At 71.4% G+C, this 24,246-nt stretch carries 23 protein-coding genes; 16 read left to right on the plus strand and 7 right to left on the minus strand.

Translation table 11 applies throughout. The annotated features are described in order from the left end of the window. The first annotated feature begins 20 nt into the window (after positions 1-20). Both JIX56_RS02100 and JIX56_RS02105 read left to right on the plus strand, forming a co-directional pair. Positions 21-908, plus strand: a complete 888-nt coding sequence (locus tag JIX56_RS02100; RefSeq protein ID WP_257537027.1) for a Gfo/Idh/MocA family protein — start codon at positions 21-23, stop codon at positions 906-908. A gap of 104 nt (positions 909-1,012) precedes the next feature. Further along, positions 1,013-1,804, plus strand: coding sequence for a hypothetical protein (locus JIX56_RS02105; RefSeq protein ID WP_257537028.1), 792 nt, complete (start codon positions 1,013-1,015; stop codon positions 1,802-1,804). A 47-nt stretch (positions 1,805-1,851) separates the two neighbouring features. Here JIX56_RS02105 and JIX56_RS02110 read toward each other — a convergent pair whose 3' ends face one another. After that, on the minus strand, positions 1,852-2,634 hold the full coding sequence (locus JIX56_RS02110; RefSeq protein WP_257537029.1) for an alpha/beta fold hydrolase: 783 nt from the start codon (positions 2,632-2,634) through the stop codon (positions 1,852-1,854). 180 nt (positions 2,635-2,814) lie between these two features. Here JIX56_RS02110 and JIX56_RS02115 point away from each other — a divergent pair, with 180 nt between their 5' ends. Together JIX56_RS02115 and JIX56_RS02120 are read left to right on the plus strand one after the other, a co-directional pair. Then, positions 2,815-3,780 carry a DUF1152 domain-containing protein gene (locus tag JIX56_RS02115; RefSeq protein WP_257537030.1) on the plus strand — a complete coding sequence of 322 codons (966 nt, stop codon included), beginning with the start codon at positions 2,815-2,817 and terminating at the stop codon, positions 3,778-3,780. A gap of 39 nt (positions 3,781-3,819) precedes the next feature. Then, a complete protein-coding gene (locus JIX56_RS02120) occupies positions 3,820-4,803 on the plus strand; it encodes an aldo/keto reductase (protein WP_257537031.1) in 984 nt (327 codons plus the stop codon). Between the two features lie 78 nt (positions 4,804-4,881). On the opposite strand, the gene JIX56_RS02125 is transcribed toward JIX56_RS02120, so the two are convergent. After that, the gene (locus JIX56_RS02125; protein ID WP_257537032.1) at positions 4,882-5,331 is read right to left on the minus strand and encodes a hypothetical protein; all 450 of its coding nucleotides are present in this window, start codon (positions 5,329-5,331) and stop codon (positions 4,882-4,884) included. 215 nt (positions 5,332-5,546) lie between these two features. Here JIX56_RS02125 and JIX56_RS02130 point away from each other — a divergent pair, with 215 nt between their 5' ends. Together JIX56_RS02130 and JIX56_RS02135 are read left to right on the plus strand one after the other, a co-directional pair. Further along, entirely contained in the window at positions 5,547-6,911 is a 1,365-nt protein-coding gene (locus JIX56_RS02130) for an FAD-dependent oxidoreductase (protein ID WP_257537033.1), read from the plus strand. Between the two features lie 146 nt (positions 6,912-7,057). Continuing rightward, on the plus strand, positions 7,058-7,678 hold the full coding sequence (locus JIX56_RS02135) for an L-threonylcarbamoyladenylate synthase (RefSeq protein ID WP_257537034.1): 621 nt from the start codon (positions 7,058-7,060) through the stop codon (positions 7,676-7,678). 22 nt (positions 7,679-7,700) lie between these two features. On the opposite strand, the gene JIX56_RS02140 is transcribed toward JIX56_RS02135, so the two are convergent. After that, positions 7,701-8,726 (minus strand): DUF6745 domain-containing protein, encoded by a 1,026-nt coding sequence (locus JIX56_RS02140; RefSeq protein WP_257537035.1) that lies wholly within the window; start codon positions 8,724-8,726, stop codon positions 7,701-7,703. 46 nt (positions 8,727-8,772) lie between these two features. After that, positions 8,773-9,099 carry a hypothetical protein gene (locus JIX56_RS02145; RefSeq protein ID WP_257537036.1) on the minus strand — a complete coding sequence of 109 codons (327 nt, stop codon included), beginning with the start codon at positions 9,097-9,099 and terminating at the stop codon, positions 8,773-8,775. Positions 9,100-9,362: 263 nt separating this feature from the next. Between JIX56_RS02145 and JIX56_RS02150 the strand changes: the two genes are divergently transcribed. The 6 genes from JIX56_RS02150 (at position 9,363) to JIX56_RS02175 (ending at position 15,556) form a co-directional block, all read left to right on the plus strand. Next, complete coding sequence (locus JIX56_RS02150) at positions 9,363-10,331, plus strand: STM4015 family protein (protein WP_257537037.1); 969 nt, start codon at positions 9,363-9,365, stop codon at positions 10,329-10,331. A 54-nt stretch (positions 10,332-10,385) separates the two neighbouring features. Next, a complete protein-coding gene (locus JIX56_RS02155; protein WP_257537038.1) occupies positions 10,386-11,543 on the plus strand; it encodes an STM4014 family protein in 1,158 nt (385 codons plus the stop codon). Positions 11,544-11,691: 148 nt separating this feature from the next. Next, the gene (locus JIX56_RS02160; protein WP_257550699.1) at positions 11,692-12,498 is read left to right on the plus strand and encodes an STM4013/SEN3800 family hydrolase; all 807 of its coding nucleotides are present in this window, start codon (positions 11,692-11,694) and stop codon (positions 12,496-12,498) included. Continuing rightward, the gene (locus tag JIX56_RS02165; protein WP_257537039.1) at positions 12,495-13,859 is read left to right on the plus strand and encodes an STM4012 family radical SAM protein; all 1,365 of its coding nucleotides are present in this window, start codon (positions 12,495-12,497) and stop codon (positions 13,857-13,859) included. Before JIX56_RS02160 ends, JIX56_RS02165 begins: the two co-directional genes overlap by 4 nt. Positions 13,860-13,867: 8 nt before the next feature. Continuing rightward, the gene (locus JIX56_RS02170; RefSeq protein ID WP_257537040.1) at positions 13,868-14,758 is read left to right on the plus strand and encodes an STM4011 family radical SAM protein; all 891 of its coding nucleotides are present in this window, start codon (positions 13,868-13,870) and stop codon (positions 14,756-14,758) included. Positions 14,759-14,806: 48 nt separating this feature from the next. Next, the gene (locus JIX56_RS02175) at positions 14,807-15,556 is read left to right on the plus strand and encodes a thioesterase II family protein (protein ID WP_306819816.1); all 750 of its coding nucleotides are present in this window, start codon (positions 14,807-14,809) and stop codon (positions 15,554-15,556) included. A 30-nt stretch (positions 15,557-15,586) separates the two neighbouring features. On the opposite strand, the gene JIX56_RS02180 is transcribed toward JIX56_RS02175, so the two are convergent. Both JIX56_RS02180 and JIX56_RS02185 read right to left on the minus strand, forming a co-directional pair. After that, the gene (locus JIX56_RS02180; protein ID WP_257537041.1) at positions 15,587-16,291 is read right to left on the minus strand and encodes a response regulator; all 705 of its coding nucleotides are present in this window, start codon (positions 16,289-16,291) and stop codon (positions 15,587-15,589) included. After that, complete coding sequence (locus JIX56_RS02185) at positions 16,288-17,967, minus strand: sensor histidine kinase (RefSeq protein WP_257537042.1); 1,680 nt, start codon at positions 17,965-17,967, stop codon at positions 16,288-16,290. The genes JIX56_RS02180 and JIX56_RS02185 overlap by 4 nt, the downstream gene beginning before the upstream one ends. A gap of 258 nt (positions 17,968-18,225) precedes the next feature. On the opposite strand from JIX56_RS02185, the gene JIX56_RS02190 reads away from it, so the two are divergent. From JIX56_RS02190 to JIX56_RS02200, 3 genes are all read left to right on the plus strand, one after another. Continuing rightward, positions 18,226-19,221, plus strand: a complete 996-nt coding sequence (locus JIX56_RS02190; protein ID WP_257537043.1) for a Bug family tripartite tricarboxylate transporter substrate binding protein — start codon at positions 18,226-18,228, stop codon at positions 19,219-19,221. Positions 19,222-19,350: 129 nt separating this feature from the next. Beyond that, the gene (locus tag JIX56_RS02195; protein WP_257537044.1) at positions 19,351-19,866 is read left to right on the plus strand and encodes a tripartite tricarboxylate transporter TctB family protein; all 516 of its coding nucleotides are present in this window, start codon (positions 19,351-19,353) and stop codon (positions 19,864-19,866) included. A 1-nt stretch (position 19,867) separates the two neighbouring features. Beyond that, positions 19,868-21,376 (plus strand): tripartite tricarboxylate transporter permease, encoded by a 1,509-nt coding sequence (locus JIX56_RS02200; protein ID WP_257537045.1) that lies wholly within the window; start codon positions 19,868-19,870, stop codon positions 21,374-21,376. Between the two features lie 30 nt (positions 21,377-21,406). Here the strand turns inward: JIX56_RS02200 and JIX56_RS02205 are convergent, their stop codons facing one another. Beyond that, a complete protein-coding gene (locus JIX56_RS02205; protein ID WP_257537046.1) occupies positions 21,407-21,931 on the minus strand; it encodes a hypothetical protein in 525 nt (174 codons plus the stop codon). A gap of 331 nt (positions 21,932-22,262) precedes the next feature. Here JIX56_RS02205 and JIX56_RS02210 point away from each other — a divergent pair, with 331 nt between their 5' ends. Continuing rightward, positions 22,263-24,185, plus strand: a complete 1,923-nt coding sequence (locus tag JIX56_RS02210) for an AMP-dependent synthetase/ligase (RefSeq protein WP_257537047.1) — start codon at positions 22,263-22,265, stop codon at positions 24,183-24,185. The last annotated feature ends 61 nt before the right edge of the window (positions 24,186-24,246 follow it).

Raw genomic sequence — 24,246 nt, forward strand, 5'->3', positions numbered from 1 at the left:
GCCCAAGGAGAGACCGGAGCATGCGTATCGGACTGCTCGGAACAGGACCGTGGGCCGAGATGGCCTACGCCCCCGCGCTGAGCGCTCACCAGGAGCTGGACTTCGTGGGGGTGTGGGGCAGGCGGCCGGAGGCGGCCAAGGAACTGGCCGACCAGTACGGCGGTCTGCACGTGTACGAGGACGTCGACGCCCTGTTCGCCGACGTGGACGCGGTCGCCGTGGCCCTGCCGCCCTCGGTCCAGGCACCGCTCGCGGCGCGTGCCGCCCGTGCGGGCTGTCATCTGCTGCTCGACAAGCCCCTCGCGACGGACGTCGAGCAGGGGCGGGCCGTCGTCGACGCGGTCGAGGAGGCCGGTGTCGCCTCCGTCGTCTTCTTCACCGCCCGTTTCCAGACCGCGATCGACGCGTGGATCACCGAACAGGCCGCCGGCGAGGGCTGGTTCACGGCCCGCGCGGAGTGGTTCGGCTCACTGTTCGACGACGAGAGCGACAGCCCCTTCGCGGCCTCGCCGTGGCGGCGGGAGAAGGGGGCCCTGTGGGATGTCGGCCCGCACGCCCTGTCCGTGCTGCTGCCGATCCTCGGGGACGTCGAGAAGGTGGCCGCCGCCGTGCGCGGGCCCAAGGACACGGTCCATCTGATCCTCCTGCACACCGGCGGGGCGTCCAGCACGGTCACCCTCAGCCTCACGGCCCCGCCGGCGGCCTCCGGCGCCACGGTCGAGCTGCGCGGCCGGGCCGGGACGACCGTACTGCCCACGTCCGACGAAGGTGCCGTACCGGCTCTCGTCCGCGCGGGGGACGCCCTGTTGGCCGCTGCCCGCGGTGGCCGCCCGCACCCGTGCGACGCCGCGTTCGCGCTGCGGGTGACCGAGCTGCTGGTCGCCGCTGAAGGGCAGTTGACCGGCTGACACACCAACTCACCGACGCTGTTCGGGTTTGTGTTCGCCCGCCACCGGCAATCGACCGGTGGCGGGCACGCCTTCGCCTCGCGCTTTTCGGTGAGGAGGTGCCCGTGAGCGAACCGGACGGGACCGCCGCCGTGCCCCCGAGGGACGGGGCGGCGGCCGGACAGAGGGAGCAGGACGCGCGGACGGTCATGCGGCTGCGCCTGGGGGTCGGCGTCATCGGCGTCCTACTGCCCCTCGCGCTGCCGGCCGGCAACTGGATCGCGGCGCGGCTCGACGGCCGGACCGGGGAGGACGCCTGGCCCGGGTCCATGAGCGGTGCGTACTACACCAGCACCCGCGACATCTTCGTCGGCGCGCTGTGCGCCCTCGGGATCTTCCTGATCGTCTACCGCTACAACAAGCTGAACGACGTCATGGGCACGATCGCCGGAGCCTGCGCCCTCGGCGTCGCGCTCTTCCCGACCGCCCCGGGCTCCGGGGGCGACACCGGTCAGCAGACGATCTCCGTGTTCCACCAGATCTTCGCCGTCGCCCTGTTGACGTCGATGGCCGCCTTCTGCCTGCTCATGTACCGGGCGCCCGGTGTCAAGGACCGGTCGTACGTGCGGCGTCCCTACCTCGTGGCCGGTGTGCTGATCCTCGCCTTCATGGCACTCGCGGCCGCGGCGGCGCTCACCAAGGTGGGCGACGACTGGCTGATCACGCCCCTGTACCTGTGCGAGTGGCTGTCCGTCTGGTCCTTCGGCTTCGCCTGGACGGGCGCGGCCCTGTCCCTCGCCGCGGACATCGACCGTCTGTCCCGGACCCGGGCGGTCGTCGGGGCCGTGCTCGACTGGCTCCGTGGCCTCGGCGGTCTCGTGGGCCGGGGGAAGCCGCGCTCGCGTGAGGCGACGTGACCACACCCGGCCGGGCTCTGATCAGCGACTCCTGACCGGCAGGGGCCTCAGGCGCGAGTGCCGGTGAGGAATCGGTCCAGCGTGGCGGTGAGTTCCGCCGGCTTCTCCACCGGGAGCTCGTGGCCGGCGTCCAGGATGCGGACTTCGGCGTCCGGGTAGGCCTTGGCCATGCGGAGCATCTGGGAGACGGGGAGCTGGATGTCGTAGTAGCCGTGGACGAGCAGGGTCGGGGTGCGGATCTCGCCGAGGCGGTCGAGGACGTCGAAGGCGCGCATCGCGCCGTAGAGGGTCATGACGACCTCGCGCGGAGTGGCCGCGGAGGCGCGGACGTACTCGCGGATCTCCTCGCGGGGGTAGCCCGGGGCGAAGGCGCGCTGGATGTTGGCGGCGACGAACAGCTTGAAGGGGACGCGGGCCGAGGCCGCCATGAGCAGGCCCCGGCCACGGCTGTAGGTCATGCGGCCGATGGAGTTGACCAGCACCATGCGCTCCACCCGCTCGGGGTGGGACAGGGCGATGGTCTGGGAGATCATGCCGCCCATGGAGTGGCCGACGAGCACGAACCGCTCGATCTTCAGGTGATCGAGGACGGCCAGGACGTCCCTTGCCAGCTCCTCGATCGTGCGCACCCCGGCGCCGCCGCTCTCGCCGTGCCCGCGCAGGTCGAGCCGGACCACGCGCCGTTTCGCGGAGAAGTGCGCCACCTGGTGGTCCCAGCGGTGCCGGTTCGCCGTCCAGCCGTGGACGAACACCAGGGGCACCCCGTCGCCGTCGCGGGGGCCCTCGTCGTCGTACGTCAGTGCGGCGCCGGCGACTTCGAGCTGCGGCATGAGGGCCTCCTGCGGTGCGATCCGGTTACTGGCCGGTACGGTATCCGCCGGCCCGGCCCCGCGTCATCGTCGTCCAGGGAAGTCCACCAAGGAAATCGAGGGTGCCCCCGCACTCGTTCATGACCGCCGGCTCCCGGAAATCGCGCGCGCCCGCGCCCAGGGCCCTGTTAGCTTCCCCCGGTGTTCTCACTCGGACAACCCGCGTTCTTCACCCGGCTGCGCGACGCGCGGCGCGTGCTCATAGCCGGTGCCGGTGGCGGTTTCGACGTCTACGCCGGTCTGCCGCTGGCCCTCGCCCTGCGTTCGGCGGGCAAGGAGGTCCATCTCGCGAACCTCTCGTTCGCCGATCTGTACGGCCTGAGCCTGGACGTGTGGCTGGAACAGGACGTCGCGGCCATCGGTCCGGACACCACGTTCCGGGGCGACTACTTCCCCGAGCGCGCCCTCGCCCAGTGGCTGGCCCTGCACCGGCTGCCCAGCACGGTGTACGCGCTCTCCCGTACGGGTGTCACACCCCTGCGGGCCGCGTATCGCGCGCTCCTCGACCATCTGGGCGGGGTGGACGCCGTCGTGCTGGTGGACGGCGGAACCGACATCCTGATGCGCGGCGACGAGCACGGGCTCGGGACGCCGGAGGAGGACATGGCGAGTCTGGGTGCTGTCGCCGGGCTCGACGAGGTCCCGGAGCGGCTGGTGGCGTGCCTCGGCTTCGGCGTGGACTCCTACCACGGGGTCAACCACTCGCTGGTCCTGGAGAACCTGGCCGCGCTGGAGCGCGACGGCGCCTACCTCGGCGCGTTCTCGCTGCCGCGCGACAGCCGTGAGGGGGCCCTGTATCTGGACGCGGTGGCCCATGCCCAGCGGTGTACGCCGGATCACCCGAGCATCGTGAACGGGTCGGTCGCGGCGGCCGTACGCGGCGAGTTCGGCGACGTCCGGTTCACCGACCGGACCCGGAACAGCGAACTGTTCATCAACCCGCTGATGGCCCTGTACTTCTGTGTGGACGCCGTCGGGCTCGCCCGCCGCAACCTCTATCTCGACCGGCTGGAGAAGACCGAACTCACCCGGCAGATCAGCTCGGTCATCGCGGAGTTCCGGGACGAACTTCCCCGGCAGCGCCAGCCACGCGCCTTCCCGCATTGACCGTGGGGGTCCGTGCGGAACAGATGACAGACTGACGCCATGGAAGAACGCGCATTCGGTAGGTCGGGTCAGCACGCGTCCGTGGTCGGTCTCGGCACATGGCAGCTGGGCGCCGACTGGGGAGACGTCGACGACAAGGAAGCCCTGGCGGTGCTGGAGGCGGCGGCCGAGTCGGGGGTGACCTTCTTCGACACGGCCGACGTCTACGGCGACGGGCGAAGCGAGGAGACCATCGCCACGTTCCTGCGGAGCAGGCCCGACCTCCATGTGTTCGTCGCGACGAAGATGGGCCGTCGCGTTGACCAGATCCCCGAGAACTACGTCCTCGACAACTTCCGGGCCTGGAACGACCGGTCCCGCCGCAACCTCGGCGTGGACCGCCTCGACCTGGTCCAGCTGCACTGTCCGCCCACGCCCGTCTACTCCTCGGACGAGGTGTTCGACGCCCTGGACACCCTGGTCGAGGAGGAGCGCATCGCCACGTACGGCGTCAGCGTGGAGACCTGTGCCGAGGCGCTGACGGCGATCGCCCGGCCGAACGTGGCGAGCGTGCAGATCATCCTCAACCCGTTCCGTATGAAGCCGCTCCTGGACGTCCTCCCGGCGGCCGAGAAGGCGGGCGTCGCGATCATCGCCCGTGTTCCGCTGGCGTCGGGGCTGCTGTCGGGCAAGTACACCAAGGACACGGTCTTCGCGGAGAACGACCACCGCACGTACAACCGGCACGGCGAGTCCTTCGACCAGGGCGAGACCTTCTCCGGCGTCGACTACGGGACGGGTGTCGAGGCGGCCGTCGAGTTCGCCGCGCTCGCTCCCGAGGGCTTCACTCCGGCCCAGTTGGCGCTGCGCTGGATCATCCAGCTGCCGGGTGTCACGACCGTGATCCCCGGTGCCCGCACCCCCGAGCAGGCCCGCGCCAACGCGGCCGCCGCCGCGCTGCCGGCGCTGCCCGAGGAGACGCTCACCGCGATCCGGGAGCTGTACGACCGGCGGATCAAGGAGCAGGTGGAGAGCCGCTGGTAGCACCAGGCGGTGCCGCCGCGCGGGAAGCGGCCGGTCGGGCCGCTTCCCGCGCGGTGCGTCCGTGCCTCGTCGGGCGTGTCAGATGCGTCCGCCGGTGAGCCGGGTGAGCGGGCCCTGCACATGGCGTTCGGAGCGGCGGCCGGCCGCGTAGGAGGCGGCGGTCAGCACGGTCAGGCCCGCTCCCACACCGGCGGCGACGAACTTGCGATGGGCGAGGACGGTCATGGCCGTCTTCGCGGTGGCGGCCACCTGGCCGGAGGCCTGGACCACCGCCTGACGGCCCGCCTCGACGCCCTTGACCGCGCTGTGCACGGCGCTGCTCGTGCTGTCGGCCGCACGCTTGGTCGCGTCGGCCGCGCGTCCGGCACCACTCTTGGTCGACGACGCGGCGTCGTCCATCTTGATCGCGGCCGTCTTCGCGGACTCGGTGGCCGGGGCCGTCGCCTTGTCGGTGGTCCGGCGGGCCTTGGCGGCGGTGGTCCCGGCGGACGCGGCGTTCTCGCTGGTGTCCTTGTTCGTTCGATTCATGGGAACCGCGTTGCCGCTCGCCGCCCGCGCAAACACCGCGCGTCGATACCTGTTTCCGCGACCGGACCTCACCGCTTCCCCACCGTCCACCCATGCGTCCGCATGGCATAAGATCGCCTTATGAGGTCATAGACCCGACCCGCGTACCGGGTAAGGGTTACCTTAGCTTAGGGTTGCCGACGAGTTGCTTGTCTCCGCTCGAAGGGAACCTGAACATGCCCCGCCCTCTGCGGGTAGCCATTGTCGGAGCCGGACCCGCCGGGATCTACGCCGCCGACGCGCTGCTGAAGTCCGACGTGGCCACCGAGCCCGGTGTGTCCATCGACCTCTACGAGCGGATGCCCGCCCCGTTCGGACTGATCCGTTACGGCGTGGCCCCCGACCACCCCCGCATCAAGGGCATCATCACGGCCCTCCACCAGGTGCTCGACAAGCCGCAGATCCGTCTCTTCGGCAACGTCGACTACCCGACGGACATCAACCTGGACGATCTGCGCGCGTTCTACGACGCCGTGATCTTCTCCACGGGCGCGACGGCCGACCGCGCGCTCGACATCCCCGGCATCGACCTCGACGGCTCGTACGGCGCGGCCGACTTCGTCTCCTGGTACGACGGCCACCCGGACGTCCCGCGCACCTGGCCCCTGGAGGCCGAGAAGGTCGCCGTCCTCGGTGTCGGCAACGTCGCGCTCGACGTCGCCCGCATCCTCGCCAAGACGGCCGACGAGCTGCTGCCGACCGAGATCCCCGCGAACGTCTACGAGGGCCTGAAGGCCAACAAGGCGCTGGAGGTCCACGTCTTCGGCCGCCGTGGCCCGGCGCAGGCGAAGTTCTCCCCGATGGAGCTGCGGGAGCTGGACCACTCCCCCAACATCGAGGTCATCGTCGACCCCGAGGACATCGACTACGACGAGGGCTCGATCGCGACCCGGCGCGGCAACAAGCAGGCCGACATGGTCGCCAAGACCCTGGAGAACTGGGCGATCCGCGACATCGGCGACCGCCCGCACAAGCTGTTCCTGCACTTCTTCGAGTCGCCCACCGAGATACTCGGCGAGGACGGCAAGGTCGTCGGCCTGCGCACCGAGCGCACCGCCCTCGACGGCACCGGCAACGTCAAGGGCACCGGAGAGTTCAAGGACTGGGACGTCACCGGGATCTACCGCGCGGTCGGCTACCTCTCCGACAAGCTGCCCAAGCTGCCCTGGGACGTCGAGTCGGGCACCGTCCCGGACGAGGGCGGGCGGGTCATCGAGGAGACCGGCGCGCACCTGCGGTCGACGTATGTCACCGGCTGGATCCGGCGCGGTCCGGTGGGCCTCATCGGGCACACCAAGGGCGACGCCAACGAGACCGTCGCCAACCTGCTGGACGACTTCGCGAACGGGCGGCTGCAGGAGCCCTCCGCGCCCGCCCCGGAGGCCGTCGACGCCTTCCTGGCGGAGCGGAACGTCCGCTTCACCACGTGGGAGGGCTGGTACAAGCTCGACGCGGCCGAGAAGGCGCTGGGTGAGCCGCAGGGCCGTGAGCGCGTGAAGCTCGTCGAGCGTGAGGACATGCTGCGGGAGAGCGGCGCGTAGCGCCCGCGAGGAGGCTGTTGGGGGACTGCGCGGCTGTTGTCCGACTGCGGGTCGGTCGTGGCTGGTCGCGCAGTTCCCCGCGCCCCTTTCAGGGGCCTGCGGCCCCATCAGCGGGCGCGTGTCCCTCGGAGGCATAAGCTCGGGCAATGGCCAAGTACTACGACGTGCACCCCGACAATCCTCAGCCTCGTGCCATCGGGCAGGTGGCCGACAGTATTCGTCAGGGTGGGCTCATCGCGTATCCGACGGACTCCTGCTTCGCGCTGGGGTGCCAGTTGGGCAGTCGTGACGGCATCGAGCGGATCCGTTCGATCCGGCAGCTCGACGACCGTCACCACTTCACCCTGGTGTGCGAGAACTTCGCGCAGCTGGGTCAGTTCGTGCACGTCGACAACGACGTGTTCCGTGCCGTGAAGGCGTCGACGCCCGGCAGTTACACCTTCATCCTCCCCGCGACGAGGGAGGTGCCCCGCAAACTGATGCACCCCAAGAAGAAGACCGTCGGTGTGCGCATCCCCGACCACCGGGTGGCCCAGGCCCTGCTCGCGGAGCTGGGTGAACCGCTCGTCTCCAGCACGCTGCTGCTGCCCGACGAGGAGGAGCCGCTGACGCAGGGCTGGGAGATCAAGGAGCGCCTGGACTACCTGGTCGACGCGGTGGTGGACTCCGGGGACTGCGGCACGGAGCCGACGACCGTGATCGACTTCTCCAGCGGCGAGGCCGAGATCATCCGCAAGGGCGCGGGCGACACCTCACGCTTCGAGTGAGGCCCGGGGGCCTCGGTGGGTCTCAGGTCTGCCGCAGCGGCTCGTACGCCTCGGCGCTCAGGCCGAACGTCCAGGCCACTCCCTCCCGGGCCGTGGTCGTCGTGGGCGGCACCCGCAGCCAGTAGGTGCGGCTCGTGCCGTCCGGCTCCGGTGTGGAGTTGACGACCTCCACCATCACCACGTCCTCGTCGCCGGGCAGGGCCGTCCGCCACAGCACACCCGTCTCGTCGCGGTGCACCGGCTTCGCCCCGGACTCCTCCAGGTAGCGGTCGTAGCCGTAGTACTCGAGCATCACGCGGCGCAGCTCGGCGTTCTCCTCCGTCCGGATCCGCTCGGCGGTCAGCTCGCCCAGCCGGTCGAGGAATTCGCCTGGCACGGGCAGCCCGCGCCAGGCGTGCAGGGCGAAGCCGTCGGCGTAGGCGAGCGCGGGCCCGTCGCCGCGGTCGAGGCGGCCCGCCTCGTCGCGGTGCAGTTCCACGGGCCGTTCGGCGACGACCGCGACGGTCTCGTAGGGCCACCACCAGCCCGCCGTACGGGCCACCTCCGTGAGCCCGTCGAGACCGGGGGCGGCGTCGAAGGCGCACAGCCAGGCCGCGTCGTGCTGGCCCAGGACCGCGTCGAGGAGGAGGAGCCGGACGCGGGTCTCCTCCTTGCGGTCGGCGGGGGCCAGGGCCTCGACGATGCCGGTGCGGACGCGGTCGACGAGCGGCCGGGTCGTGTCCCAGAGGTCGGCGCCCGTGGCACGCCAGTGGTCGCTCCAGCCGGTGGGGCCCAGCCGGGTGTGCAGCCGGTCGCGTGCGGCGGCGACGGCTCTGTTGCGGACGGCGTCACGGACGCTCGCCCCGGTCGCCGGCAGTGTCTCGCCGTCCTCCGCCGGTGTTCCCGACAGCAGGTGTATCGCTTCCAGGGGCGAGCGGGCCCACACGATCCGCTCGGGCTCCCGCAGCCCCGCCTGCCGGTAGGCGAGCCGTACGCCCGCCTCGGCCCGCGCCCGGTCGCCCGCTCCGGTGGCGGCTGCCACCGCCCGCCAACTCGCCTGCTCGGTCACGTCGTTCCTCCTCGTCGTCGTCCTGTGCCGCACATCCACCGCCGTATCAGTCCGCGACGATCCGGATCGAGCCCGGTACGTACTCGCGCTGCCGTACGACCCGGTACCAGCCCTTGGGCAGGGAGATGGCCGCGTGTTCCTCGTGGACGACGCGGGCGCCCTCCGGCACATGCAGCAGCATCGGTCCGAAGACGCTCGCCTCGCGGACGAGACGGCCGGGGCCGACCACGGCGTGGGCGTGGCCGGTGACCTCGCCGAGGGCGAGGACGAGCCGGCCGCGCCCGTCGCGCGGTTCCGACGCGGCGTCGAGCGCGGCGGCGGGCACGGCGCTCTGCGCCAACGGCACGATGAGGACGTCTCCTTGCCGGTACATGGGTCTCCCTCCCGTCGGGCACTCGCTGTGCCACGGAAAGGACGGTAGAGGCAGGCACTGACAATCGGCCCGCGCAGGCTGTTCGTCGGGCCGCGCACGACTGTTCGTCCACAGGACAGGGGTCCGCCGCACACGATGTCAGTGGGGCTTGGTAGAACTCCCGTACCCGGCGGCGCTGTGTGCGCTTCGGGTGCGCAACGGGCGGACCGTGCACGGACTCGGCTGCCGCCCGACCGGACATGGAACGAAGGGGCGGGGCACACATGACCATCGGGAGCCATCTGGAGGAGTTCCACGACCTGCCGGTCCACCGCTTCCCCAAGTCGGTGAAGGGCCCGGAGGGCGCCGCGGACCTGCCCGCTCCCGAGTCGGTGGCCTGGAGCATCGCCGTGGACTCCTACGACAGCGAGGAGGCGTGGGAGGACGCGTTCGCCCGGTTCCTCGCCTCTGTCGACACCACCGAGGTGCGGGCGCTGGTCGTGGGCGCCTGGAGCGACGCGTACGACAACGGCCCCGAGGACCTGATCAAGGCCCTGGTGGCGGCGAAGGACCGGCTGCCCGCGCTGCGCGCGCTGTTCCTCGGCGACATCGTGATGGAGGAGTGCGAGATCTCCTGGATCAACCAGGGCGATGTGGACCCGCTGCTGAACGCCTTCACCGAGCTGGAGGAGTTCGGTGTGCGCGGCGGCCAGGGGCTCGTCTTCCCCGCCGTGCGTCACGAGCGGCTGCGGACGCTGACGGTCGAGACCGGCGGCATGCCCGTCGACGCGGTCCGGGGTGTCGCGGAGAGCGACCTGCCGGCCCTCGTCCACCTCGACCTGTGGCTGGGAACCTCCGAGTACGGCGGCGACTCGGAGGTGGCCGACCTGGCGCCGATCCTCGCGGGCACCCGGCTGCCGGCTCTCAAGTATCTGGCGCTGCGCAACAGCGAGATGCAGGACGACATCTGTGCGGCGCTCGCCTCCGCCCCGGTGGTGGCCCGCCTCGACGTCCTCGACGTGTCGATGGGCGTCCTCACCGACGACGGCGCGACCGCACTGCTCACGGGCCAGCCGCTCACCCACCTCACCACGCTGGACCTGCACCACAACTACCTCAGCCCGGCGATACGCGACCGCCTCCGGGACTCCCTGGAGGCCGAGGGGGTCCAGGTCGACGTCGACGCGGACGACGCCGAGTCGGACGAGGAGGAGGACGGCACGGTCTGGCGCTTCGTCGCGGTCGGCGAGTAGCACCGCACCGCGCGGCGCAGGGGGTTCAGGGTTTTCGAGGTGAGGGGGGTCCGCGTGTCCGGTTGGACCGGAGCGGCAGATGCGGGGCCCGGCCCGTACAGGTGGGTCGTCGTCGGGAACGGGGAGAACCGGCGGGTCGGGCTGTTCGTCGCGGCGGCGGAGGCGGCCGGTGTCGGCACGCCGCGTGTCGTCGAGTGGCGGGACGTGCTGCGCGACGGCGGCCACGAGTTCGCCGCCGACGAGATCGTACGGCTGGACTCGCCGGGCGAGAACGCCGAGGTGGACCGGCTGCTGCGGGGTGTCGACGATCCGACGCGCGTGGAGGGCTCGGCCACCTGGTACGCCCGTTTCCTGGCCGCGGTGGGCTCGTTGCGGGGCGGGGTGCGGCTGGACGATCCGGCGGATCTGGCGGTGCTGTTCGACAAGCGGCTGTGCCATGCCCGGCTCGACGCGGCGGGGGTGCCGGTGCCCCCGTCGCCCACCTCGGGCGACACGCCGCCGGTGCGCGGCTGGGACGACGTACGGGCGGCCATGCGGGAGCACGGCATGGCGCGTGTCTTCGTGAAGCCGGCGCACGGGTCCTCCGCGTCCGGGGTGCTGGCCGTCGAGTCGGCGATCAGCGGGCGGATCAGGGCGACCACTTCGGTGGAAGCGGCCCCGGACGGGCGGCTGCACAACTCGCTGCGGGTCCGGCGCTACACGGACGAGCGGGAGATCGCCGGCATCGTCGACGCCCTCGCGGTCGACGGTCTGCACATCGAGCGCTGGCTGCCGAAGGCGTCCGCGCACGGCAGGTCCGCCGACCTGCGGGTCCTGGTCGTGGCGGGCCGGGCCACGCACGCGGTCGTCCGCACCAGCCGTTTCCCCATGACCAATCTCCATCTCGGCGGGGCACGGGGCGATCTGGCGTCGGTCGTCGACGCGGCGGGCGACCGCTGGCGGCAGGCGCTCGACATCTGCGAGCGAGCCGCCGCCTGCTTCCCGGACACACTGTGCGTCGGTGTGGACCTGCTGCCGGCGATCGGCTGGCGCCGGTTCGCCGTCGGCGAGGTCAACGCGTTCGGTGATCTGCTGCCCCGGCTGACCGGGCTGCCGGGCGGCCCGGCAGAGGGCCTGGACACCTATGCGGCGCAGCTCGCGGCGGTGCGGAGCGCGCTGCTCCCGGCGCCCTCGCACCCCCCTCAGACAAGGAAAGACCATGCACCCTTCTGACCCGGCTGACCCGGCTGACCCGGCTGCCCCGGCCCGCCGGCCCTACGAGGCCACGCAGGAACCCGGCCTGATCGAGGTCAAGGGCGCACCCGACCTGAACAAGATGGTGGGCGCACCCGACCTGAACGAGACGGTGGGCGTCCCCGACATGAACGAGGTGGTCGGCCGCGACGATCTGCTGCTGCTCACGCTCGACACCCTGCGGTACGACGTGGCCGTGCGGCTCGCGGCGGAGGGCCGGCTGCCGAATCTCACCGCTGAACTGCCGGGCGGTACCTGGGAGAAGCGGCACGCGCCCGGCAGCTTCACCTATGCCTCGCACCAGGCGATGTTCGCGGGTTTCCTGCCGACCCCGGCGGCCCCCGGGCAGCACCCGCGGCTCTTCGCGGGCCGGTTCGCCGGCAGTGAGACGACCGCGGGGCGCACCTTCGTCTTCGACAGCCCCGACCTGGTGTCGGCGCTCGCCGAGCACGGCTATCGCACGGTGTGCATCGGGGGTGTCGGGTTCTTCAACAAGCAGGGGGCGCTCGGCAGCGTCCTGCCCGGCCTGTTCCAGGAGAGCCACTGGGAGCCGGAGTTCTCCGTGGCGTCGCCGACGTCCTTCGAGTCCCAGGTGGCCCGCGCCGAGCGGGTCGTGGCCGAACTGCCCGCCGAGCGGCGGCTGTTCCTCTTCCTCAACGCCTCGGCGCTGCACCAGCCCAACTGGTTCCACCTGCCGGGCGCCACCCGCGAGACCGGCGACAGCCTGGTCACGCACGCGGCGGCCCTGGAGTACATCGACCGGCACGTCGGGCGGCTCTTCGCCGCGATGCGTTCGCGGCGCCGCTGCTTCGCCGTCGTCTGCTCCGACCACGGGACCACGTACGGCGAGGACGGTTACACCGGGCACCGGCTCGGCCACGAGGCCGTGTGGACCGTCCCCTACAGCCACTTCTTCCTGGAGTCGTCCGCATGACCATCACAGCCGCCAACGCCGTCACCACCACTCACGCGCCGACGCGGCCGTACCAGCAGTACGTGTACGCCTACCCGCACAAGACGGCCTACCGGGAGCTGCCGGACCACCCGCTCCTCTCGGACCTGTGGGCCGGCGAGTCCCGGCAGGCGCTGTCGCTGTACGCGCACATACCGTTCTGCGAGGTCCGCTGCGGCTTCTGCAACCTCTTCACCCGGATCGGCGCGCCGGACGGGCTGACCGGCCGCTATCTCGACGCCCTCGAACGGCAGGCGGTCGCGGTGCGGGAGGCGCTCGGGGACGGAGAGCCCGTGCGGTTCGCGAACGCCGCGTTCGGCGGTGGCACGCCCACCTATCTCGAGGCCGCCGAGCTGGAGCGGCTGTGCGACATCGCCGAGCGGCACATGGGCGCGGATCTGCGGGCGATCCCCTTGTCGGTCGAGGCCTCCCCCGCCACGGCGACGGCCGACCGGCTGGCCGTCCTGGCCGAGCGGGGCACGACGCGGCTGAGCCTCGGCGTGCAGAGCTTCGTGGAGGAGGAGGCGCGTGCGGCCGTACGACCGCAGCGGCGCTCCGACGTGGAGGCGGCGCTGTCGCGGATCCGCGAGGCCGGCATCCCGGTCCTCAACATCGACCTGATCTACGGCATCGACGGGCAGACGGCGGCCAGTTGGCGGCTGTCCCTGGACGCGGCCCTCGCCTGGCGGCCGGAGGAGATCTACCTCTATCCGCTGTACGTACGGCCGTTGACGGGGCTGGGCCGCAACGCCGATCCGTCGATCGCGGACCGAGAGTGGGACGAGGCGCGACTGCGCCGCTACCGCGAGGGCCGCGACCATCTGCTCGCGCACGGCTACGAGCAGGTCTCCATGCGGATGTTCCGCCGCGCGGACGCGCCCCCGCAGGGCCCGGACGACTACGCCTGCCAGACCGACGGCATGATCGGCCTGGGCTGCGGGGCCCGTTCGTACACCTCGAAGCTGCACTACTCCTTCGACTACGCGGTCGCCATGCGGGAGATCCGAGGCATCATCGACGACTACACCGCCACGGAGGACTTCAGCCGGGCCGTGCACGGCCGTGAGGTCGACGAGGACGAGGCGCGGCGTCGCCATCTGCTGCAGTCGCTGCTCCAGGCGCAGGGGTTGCCGGTGGCGGAGTACCGCCGGCGGTTCGGGTCCGACCCGTACGCGGACTTCCCGGTGGAGCTGGAGCGGCTGGAATCGCGCGGCTGGCTGGCGGAGGCGGGAGCCGGGCTGCTGAAGCTCTCCGCCGAGGGGCTGGCCCACTCGGACGCCATCGGTCCCGACTTCTTCTCCCCCTCCGTACGGGCCGCGATGACCGAGTACGAGCTGAAGTGACGGCGCCCATGGACCTGACGATCCTCTACCGCGGCCCCCTCGCCTCCTGCGACTACGACTGTCCCTACTGCCCGTTCGCCAAGCGCCGCGATTCGACGGACCGACTGCGGGCCGACCGTGCGGCCCTGGACCGTTTCACCACATGGGCGCGGGCGCAGTCCGGCGACCGGCTGTCGGTGCTCTTCACACCGTGGGGCGAGGGGCTGGTGCGCTCCTGGTACCGCAAGGCCTTGGTCGACCTCTCCCACGAGCCGCACATCGACCGGGTGGCGATCCAGACCAACCTCAGCTGCCGAACGGAGTGGCTGGCGGAGGCCGACCCGGACACGGTGGCCCTGTGGTGCACCTACCACCCCGGGCAGACCCCCTACGAGCGATTCCTGGAGAAGACCCGGCGGCTGGCTGCGATGGGGATCCGCTTCAGCGTGGGGATCGTCGGTCTTCCCGAGCACCTGGAGCATGCCCGTCGGCTGCGCGGGGAGCTGCCGGAGCGGGTGTATCTGTGGGTGAACGCCGCCGAGGGGCACACATACACGGACGAAGAGGCGGCACTGTGGGGCGAGTTGGACCCCTTGTTCCACTTCAGCCGCCATCCGCACCGCTCGGCGGGGAACGCGTGCCGTACCGGCTCGACCGTCGTGTCCGTGGACGGCGAGGGAACGGTACGTCGCTGCCACTTCGTCAAGGCCGAACTCGGCAACCTCTACGACGGTTCGTTCCGCACGGCGCTCGCACCCCGCCCGTGCCCGCTTGCCGTCTGCGACTGCCACATCGGGTACGTCCACCTCGAAACGCTCCCCCTGTACGACGTCTTCGCGGGCGGCGTCCTGGAACGCGTACCGACCGAGCAGGCCCGACGCGGACTGCCCCAGCCGGTGGACCTCGGGCGTAGCCTGTGAGCGGACGGCGGTGGCACGGTGCGTGCGGACCAGGAAGCGAGTTCTCACATGACCTCAGCGGTCAACAGCGGCGTGTGGATACGTCGTTACCGGCCCGCGCCCGAAGCGGCGGTCCGGCTGTTGTGTCTGCCGCACGCGGGCGGCTCGGCGAGCTACTACCACCCCATGGCGCAGGCCCTCGCCCCCTCGGTCGATGTGCTGGCCGCGCAGTATCCGGGGCGTCAGGACCGTTACGCCGAGCCGCCGGCGGAGAGCGTCGGGGAACTGGTCGAGCGGATCGTCGAGGCCGTCTCCGGTGACGACGACCGTCCGCTCGCCGTCTTCGGGCACAGCATGGGCGCGGTGGTCGCCTACGAGGTGGCGTTGAAACTGGAGGCGGCCGACCGCGCCCCGCTCCGGCTCTTCGTGTCGGGACGGCGCGCCCCCTCCACGGACCGGGACGGCAGGGAACTGCACAAGGCGAGCGACGCCGATCTGCTCAAGGCGGTGCGCCGGCTGAACGGCACCGACAGCCAGGTCTTCGAGGACCCGGAGCTGGTACAGCTCGTGCTGCCGGCGTTGCGCGGCGACTACAAGGCCCTGGAGACATACGAACCGCGCCCCGGCGACCGGCTTGCCTGCCCGGTCACCGTCCTCACCGGCGACGAGGACCCGGTGACCCCGGTGGCGGACGCGCGTGCCTGGACGTCCCACACCGACGGGCCGAGCGAGCTGTGTGTGTTCCCCGGCGGCCACTTCTATCTCAACGACCGGCCGCAGGAGGTCGTCGACGTCGTACGGCGGCACCTCGGGCTGTAGCCCAGGGGCGACCTCTGCCTGTCCGCGCCGTCACACCCGCCAGCTGTACCGCCGCTCCGGCCGCCCCGCCACCCCGTAGCGCAGGGAGACGTCCGCGCTGCCGATGCCGTGGAAGTACTCCAGGTAGCGGCGGGCGCTGACGCGGGAGATGCCGGTGAGGGTGGCGCACTCGGTGGCGGAGAGGGTGCCGTCGGTGCCGCGGAGGGTGCCTTCGATCAGCTCGGCGGTCTCGACGCTCATGCCCTTGGGCAGGGCTCCGGCCGCCGAGGCGGGTGCGGCGGCTCCGGCCAGGACGCGGTCGACGTCGGCCTGGCCGCGTACGACGGTGGTGAGCAGGCGGCCGCGCTGGGCGGCGTACCGCTGCAGCCGGGAGCGCAGCTCCTCGAACTCGAAGGGCTTGAGGAGGTAGTCGACGACGCCGTGGCGGACCGCGCCGCGTACGGAGTCGGCCTCGCGGGCGGCGCTGATGACCATGACGTCGCAGTCGTGGCCGGCGGTGCGCAGCCGGGGTATGACGTCGAGGCCGAAGCCGTCGGGAAGGTAGAGGTCCAGCAGGACCAGATCGGGGCGCAGCTCGTCGACGGCCAGGGCCGCCTGTTCGCCGGTGCTGGCGACACCGACGACGCGGAACGGCTCGACGCGTTCGACGAAGGTGCGGTGGACCCGGGCCACCATGAAGTCGTCGTCGACCACGAGCACGTCGATCGTGCCGGGCGCACTGCTCGTGCCGGTCATGGTGTCGCTCCTTCCGCCACCGCGTCGGCGAGGTGGCTGACGGTCATGCGGGCGGTGAACATGGCCCCGTCGGGGGTGTTGGTCACCGAGATCTCACCACCGTGCCGTTCGCAGACCAGGCGGGTCAGGGCCAGGCCGATCCCGCGTTCGCCTTCCCGCGCGGCCTTGGTGGTGAAACCGTGGGAGAAGACCTCACGGGCGAGTTCGGGAGCCACGCCGGGGCCCGAGTCCCGGACGACGATCTCCACGCTGGAGGCGTCGTGGCGCAGCTCCACCTCTACCCAGGCCTCGCGGCCGTCGGCGCCGCCCCAGGGCTCGGGGTCGTCGGACGTGGTCGTGGTGGCGGCCGCGTCCACCGCGTTGTCGACGAGGTTGCCGACCACGGTCGCCACGTCGGCGGCGTCCTCCGGGGCGAGCCGGTCGAGTGCGGTGTCGTCGGAGATCCGCAGGGTGACCCGGCGTTCGGCGGCGAGGGATGTCTTCGCCATGAGCAGGGCGGCGACGGCGGTGTCCCGGACGCGGCGGCTGAGGGTGACGTCGAGGGAGTGGCGGTGCCGGCTCAGCGCGCGGATGTAGTGGACGACCTCGTCCTGCTCGCCGATCTGGATGAGCCCGGAGATGGTGTGCAGCTGGTTGGCGAACTCATGGGCCTGAGCGCGCAGCAGTTCGGAGGAGCTGCGGAAGGAGCCGATCTCGCGTTCGAGGCGGGCCAGCTCGGTGCGGTCCCGCAGGGTGGTGACCGAGCCGAGGTGGCGGCCGTCCTTGGTGACGGTCATCCGGTTCATCACCAGGACCCGGCCCCGGCGTATGACGACCTCGTCGCGCTTGTGGGATGCCTCTTCCTGCGCTCCGACCAGCACGTCCCGCAGCCGTCCCTCGACACCCAGGTCGGCCAGGCTCTTGCCGACGCAGTCCTCGGGCAGATCGAGCAGACGCCGGCCCATCTCGTTGACGAGGGTGAGGCGGTGGTGGGGGTCCAGGGCGATCACGCCCTCGGCGATGCCGTACAGCATGGCCTCGCGGTGTTCGGCGAGGCCGGCGATCTCGTGGGGCTCCAGGCCGAGGGTCTGCCGCTTGACGCGCCGGGCCAGCAGCCAGGAGCCGACGAGGCCGAGGCCGCTGGCGATGCCGAGGTAGGCGAGGAGGTACGAGGAGGCGCCGCTGAGGCGCTGCCACACGGTCGGGGAGGCCTCACCGATCATCACCGTGCCCAGGAGCCGGCCGAGGTTCGCCTCCGTGTCACCGAGGACAGGCACCTGGGCGACGAGCTCGTGGCTGCCGTCCAGGGTCAGTGAGCCGGACCAGCCACGGCCCGCGGCGGCGCCCTCGCCGACCGGCATCGGGTCGCCGATCACCGTGGGGTCGGTGGAGCTGACGATCCGGCCGTCGGCGTCGGCGACCGTGACCGAGGTCACCCCGGACTGGGTCTGGGTGGAGTTCACCAGAGGTGCCAGCGCCTCGTGCGCGACAGGCCGCGTGAGCCGGTCCCGTACGAGGGGGTTGGCGGCCAGCTGCTCGGCGAGCGCGGTGACGCGGCGGCCCTCGACCCGGTTGAACGTCGCGGCGGACTGGGTGAGCGAGACCGCGGCGACCGCGAGCAGCACCACCACGACGATGGCGAGCTGGAGGACCAGCATCTCGCCTGCGAGGGTATGGCGACGGAACTCGGCGACCACGGCGGACTCATCTCTCGTGCCGACACGACATCCGGGGCGGCTCAGGCGCCGGCTGTGCGGTGGGTCGCACAATCATGGCGCCCCCGTGCGATCAGGGAAAGAGAGGTGTGGGGGACGTGCCCATAAGGTGACAGGCGCCGTGACCACAACGACCACAACCTCCGTTGCTTCCGCAAGTGAGGCAGGCCCGCCCCTCGCGGGCACGCTGTGTCCCAGGTCACTCTTCGCCCTCGACCCAACCGACAGGTGGTGGCATTCGTGCGTCTGCGCACCCCCCGAGGACATGTCCTCGCCCTGCTCGGGGCCGCCGTGCTCGTGCTCGTGGGGCCGCCGCTGCTGACGGCCGGCAGCGGTAGCGAGACCGGCACACAGATCCCGGGACTGCGTTTCATGGTGCCGAACACGCCCGGCGGCGGCTACGACATCACGGCCCGGACGGCCGCGAAGAACGCCGAGGACGCCGGGCTCACCCACAACATCGAGGTCTTCAACCTGCCCGGCGCCGGTGGCACGGTCGGTCTGAGCCGGCTGGTGAGCGAGCACGGCAACGGCAAGCTCGCGATGTCCATGGGCCTCGGTGTCGTGGGCGCCGTCCGCTCCAACGACGCCCCGAAGACCCTCGCCGACACCACGCCGATCGCCCGCCTCACCGAGGAGCAGGACGTCGTGGTGGTCGCCAAGGACTCGCCGTACAAGACGATCGACGATCTCATCGGGGCGTGGAAGGACGACCCCGGCAAACTGCCGGTGGGCGGCGGGTCGGCGCCGGGCGGGCCCGACCACCTCGCGCCGATGCTGATGGCGCAGGCCGCCGGGATCGCGCCGAAGGACGTCAACTACATCCCCTTCGACGGCGGCGGTGAGCTGCTCGCCTCGATCCTCGGCAACAAGGTCGCCTTCGGGGTGTCCGGGGTCGGCGAGTACCTGGACCAGATCAAGGCGGGCGAGCTGCGGCTGCTCGCGGTGACCGGCCCGGAGCGGGTCGACGGACTGGACGCGCCGACCCTCCAGGAGGCGGGCTACGACGTGAACTTCACCAACTGGCGCGGCATCGTCGCCCCGCCCGGCCTGACCGGGGCCGAGCGGGACAAGCTCACCCGGCTGATCGAGGAGCTGCACGACTCGCCGGAGTGGCGGCAGTCGATGAAGCAGAACGGCTGGGACGACGCCTTCCTCACCGGCGACGAGTTCGGCGACTTCCTCGCCGGTGAGGATCAGCGCGTCAGTTCAGTACTGAAGGAGCTGGGGCTTTGACTCCTCCCCACAGGATGGGGATTCCTGGCTCACGCCGCTCGGCCGCTGAGCAAGCGACCGGGACTTACGCGATCAACACCAGCCGGGTTGAGACCAGCCCGGACACGATTACGAACTGCGGGACTTGACATGCGCGCTTGGCTCTCGCTACGCAGTCAAAAACTCTACCAGCGTTCTGAACTCGGCGTCAGCGTAGTCCTGCTGGCCCTCGGCGTCCTGGTCCTGACCGACGCGCTCACCATGGACGTCGACATCGCGCAGCGCGGTCCCGTCGGCCCGAAGACCGTGCCGATCGTCGTCGGCGCCGGCCTGCTGCTGATCGCCGCGCTGCTCGCCGTGGACGTGCTCCGCGGCGGCCGGGGCCAGGCCGAGACCGGCGAGGACATCGACCTGTCCGAGCCCGCCGACTGGCGCACGGTGCTGCTGCTCGCCGGGGTGTTCCTCGGCGCGGCCGTCCTGATCGAACCCCTCGGCTTCCCGATAGCGGGCGCCCTGCTCTTCTGGGGTGCGGCGTTCGCCCTCGGCAGCCGTCGCCTGGACCGCGATCCGCTGATCGCGGCCGTCATCTCCCTGGTCACGTACGGCGTCTTCAACAACCTGCTCGGGGTGCCGCTCCCCGGCGGACCGCTGATGGGAGTGCTGTGACATGGACGCCCTCAACTCCCTCCTGGACGGCTTCGGCACGGCCCTCACCCCGATCAACCTGCTGTGGGCCGCGATCGGCGTCCTGCTGGGCACGGCGATCGGCGTGCTGCCCGGCATCGGGCCCGCCATGGCGGTGGCGCTGCTGCTGCCGGTGACGTACGGGCTGAACCCCGTCGGCGCGTTCATCATGTTCGCGGGCATCTACTACGGCGCGATGTTCGGCGGTTCCACCACCTCGATCCTCCTCAACACGCCCGGTGAGAGCGCGGCTGTGGTCGCGGCCATGGAGGGCAACCCGATGGCCAAGTCGGGGCGCGGTGCGCAGGCGCTGGCGGCCGCCGCCATCGGGCACTTCGCCGGCGGCATGGTCGGCACGCTCCTGCTGGTGGCGCTGGCGCCGACGGTCGCCAAGCTGGCCGTGGACATCGGTGCCCCGGACTACTTCGCGATCATGGTGCTGGCGTTCATCGCCGTGACGTCCGTGCTGGGCTCGTCCCGCATCCGGGGGCTCGCCTCCTTGTTGATCGGTCTGACGATCGGCCTGGTGGGCCTGGACCAGATGACCGGTCAGCAGCGTCTGACCTTCGGTTCACTGCAACTGGCCGACGGCATCGACGTGGTGATCGTCGCGGTCGGTCTCTTCGCCATCGGCGAGGCCCTGTGGGTCGCCGCCCATCTGCGGCGCAGCCCGCCCGAGCCGATCCCGGTGGGCAGGCCGTGGCTCGGCCGCTCCGATGTGAAGCGGACCTGGAAGTCGTGGGTGCGCGGCCCGTTCATCGGCTTCCCGTTCGGTGCGATCCCGGCGGGCGGCGCCGAGATCCCCACCTTCCTGTCGTACGTCACCGAGAAACGGCTGTCGAAGCACAAGGACGAGTGGGGCAAGGGCGCGATCGAGGGGGTGGCCGGCCCGGAGTCGGCGGCATCGGCCTCCGCGGCAGGCACCCTGGTCTCGATGCTGACGCTCGGCCTGCCCACCACCGCGGTCGCGGCGGTCATGCTGGCCGCCTTCCAGCAGTACGGCATCCAGCCGGGCCCCCTGCTGTTCGAACGCGAGCCCGACCTGGTGTGGGGCCTGATCGCCTCGCTCTTCGTCGGCATGGTGCTGCTGCTCGCGCTCAACCTGCCGCTGGCCCCGCTGTGGGCGAAGCTCCTGCGGATCCCGCGGCCGTATCTCTACGCGGGCATCCTCTTCTTCGCGGCGGTCGGCGCGTACGCGGTCGGCGGCGAGGTCATCGACCTGGTGATTCTGCTGGTCATCGGCCTGATCGGGTTCGGTATGCGCCGCTACGGGCTGCCGGTGCTGCCCGCCGTCATCGGCGTCATCCTGGGCCCGAACGCGGAGCAGCAGCTGCGGCGCGCCCTGCAGATCAGCGACGGCAGCGTCACCGGCCTGGTGAACACGCCGTTCGCGGTGACGGTGTACGTGATCATCGCCGTGCTGCTGGCCTGGCCGCTGCTGAAGCGGTTGGTGACCCGCGACCGCGACCGCACGCCCGCCGGGACCCGGTGAGCCGAGCGCCGGCGAGCCGCGGCACCCCGCTCAGCTCGCGCCGCGCTCCGCCTCCTCGTGCAGGAACGCGCTGATCTGCCCGGCGATGCCCTCCCGGCCCGTGCCGCCCGCCGGGTCGAGGAGGTCCTCGTCCACGCCGATGCCGCCGGACCACAGATACCGCTCGGCCCACTCCTCGTCGACGCGCAGCTGGACCTGGATGTCGAACTGGGTGAGCTGGGCCTCGGTGGCGGCGGCGTACAGGACGGCGGTGGCGCGGCGCAGGGGGTAGAGGTCGAAGCCCTCGATGAACCGGGAGTTGCGCCAGTCGAGGAAGGCGCTCTCGCCGTCCGGGCCCATGCGGATGTCGAGCTGGCCGTCCTCCAGGTGGAGGCCGACGTGCTCGGTGCCGCGGTTCTCCACGGTCACCCGGAACCGGAAGTACGTCAGGCCCTCGGCGGCGTCGTCGCGTCCCCGTGGGGGTTCCGCGCACTCCACTCCGTGGACGCGCACGCGCAGGCCGGCCAGATCGCCGTCGTACTCCTGCCAGTCCCCGATCACGTTGGGCTCGCGCACCGTCCACCTCTCCACACCGGCGGGACACCTCCCGCGTTCGCGCGCACCACAGTGCCACACCCGTCAGACGTCCTGCTTCGGGGCATTACCGCCGGTCAGACGTGATCAAGCCGTGTGCAGCGACGATTCCAGGGAGGGGCTCGCGGAGGGGGTCCCTTACGTGCCGCACATCACGTTCACCGCCCACTGTGCGGATATGCGGCTGTGCGGATGTGCGGCGGCCGACTTGCCGATTCCCCGCGCGGGCGTCGGCGCCGTACGCTACGTTCGATCACCGCCGGTTACCGCACCATCGGCGAGGTCGCGTGCAGGGAAGGTTCTGGAGCGTCGTATGGGCAACTTCGGCACTGCTCCACCGACGGACCCGGTCATGACCGCGGGGCTGGCCGATTCGCTCTTCCAGACGGCCGACCGTGATCCCGCGCTGCCGCAGATCGCGCGCCGCGACACCACCTCCCCGGACACCTGGACCCGGGTGAGCGCGGCCGAGGCGCGGGACGAAGTGGTGGATCTCGCCAAGGGGTTGATCGCGTCCGGGATCCGGCCGGGCAACCGGGTGGCCGTGATGGCGCGGACCCGTTACGAGTGGACGGTGCTCGCGGTCGCGCTGTGGTCCGTGGGCGCCGAGATCGTGCCGATCTATCCGACGTCGTCGCGCGACCAGATCGAGTGGATCCTGCGGGACGCGGCCTGTGTGGGCGTGGTCGTCGAGGACGAGCCGGGTGTGATGACGGTCGGCTCGGTGTGCGCCAAGCTCCCGCTGCTGCGCCACGTCTGGCAGCTGGACACTCACTCGCTGCCGCAACTCGTCGAGGCGGGCCGGGACGTACCGGACGCGACGGTGGACTCGCTGCGCCGCATCGTCATGCCGGACTCCACCGCGGTGATCGCGTACACGTCCGGCACGACCGGCCGGCCCCGGGGCTGCGCGCTCTCCCATCGCAGCCTCGCCAGCCCCTGTGACGTCCTGCTGGCCGGGTGGCGGCACACCGCCGCCGCGCCCGGCGAACAGCCGTCGATCCTCGCCTTCCTGCCGTTCTCGCACGTCTACGGCCTCATGATCCAGGGGATGTGCCTGCGCGGCGGGCTGCTCCTCGCGCACGAGCCGGAGTTGACGGAGGAGGCGCTGTCCGCCGCGCTGCGGTCGTTCCGCCCGACGTTCCTCTTCGGCGTTCCCTACGTCTTCGAGAAGATCTACAAGAACTTCCTGCGCAAGGCCCAACAGGCGGGCCGGGGCCCGCTGTTCGACCGTGCGGTGCGCACCGCCCAGGACTACGCCCTCGCCGTCGAACGGCAGCGGCTGAACACGGGCTCCGGCCCGGCCATGGACCTGAGGCTCCAGCACGCCTTCTACGAGAAGACGGTGTACCGCAAGCTGCGCGCGGCCCTCGGCGGCCGGGTGCGCGGCGGCTGTTCCGGCGGCTCTCCCCTCAACCGTGACCTCACGCTCTTCTACGCCGGCATCGGCATCCTCGTCCACGACGGGTACGGCCTCACCGAGACGGCCGGGGGCATCACCGCCCAGCCGGTGGGCCGGGAGAAGTTCGGCACCGTGGGCCGTCCACTGCCGGGCACGGAGATCCGGGTGGCGCGGGACGGGGAGATCCTGGTGAACGGGCCGTCGGTGTTCCAGGGGTACGTCAACGACGAGGCGGGCACCCGGGACGCGCTCCAGGACGGCTGGCTGGCCACGGGCGACATCGGGCGGCTGGACTCCGAGGGGTATCTGTCGATCACCGGCCGCAAGAAGGAGATCATCATCACCAGCGGGGGCAAGGGCGTGGCCCCGGCGCCGCTGGAGGAGCAGCTGCGGATGCATCCGCTGATCCACCAGGCCGTGGTCGTGGGCGACAACCGGCCCTGCGTGGGCGCCCTGATCACGCTGGACCCGGAGTTCCTGGCCCACTGGCGGGGGTCGCTGTCCGCGCCGGGTGAGCTGCTGGGCCGGGAGGCGCGGGAGGAGAACGCGCTGCGGCAGGAGGTGCTGCGTGCGATCGCCGGCGCCAACAGCGCGGTGTCGCGCTCGGAGTCGATCCGTGTCTTCCGTATCCTGCCCGAGCCGTTCGACCTGGCCAACGGCCTGCTGACCCCGTCGATGAAGCTGCGCCGGGACAGCATCGTGCAGCGGTACGAGGCCGAGATCGAGGCGATGTACGCGACCTCCGCGCGGGCCGCCCGCCGGACCGCGCCGGAGGAGATCGCGGGCTGGGACGACTCCGACTCCGACGACGTGTTCCGCCGCGTCCGGCGCTGACGACGAAACACAGAGCTGACGGGGGGGGACCATCAGTGGCACGTATGGGGCCGAGGAAGCT

The organism is Streptomyces sp. CA-210063, assembly GCF_024612015.1.
Taxonomy (GTDB): domain Bacteria; phylum Actinomycetota; class Actinomycetes; order Streptomycetales; family Streptomycetaceae; genus Streptomyces.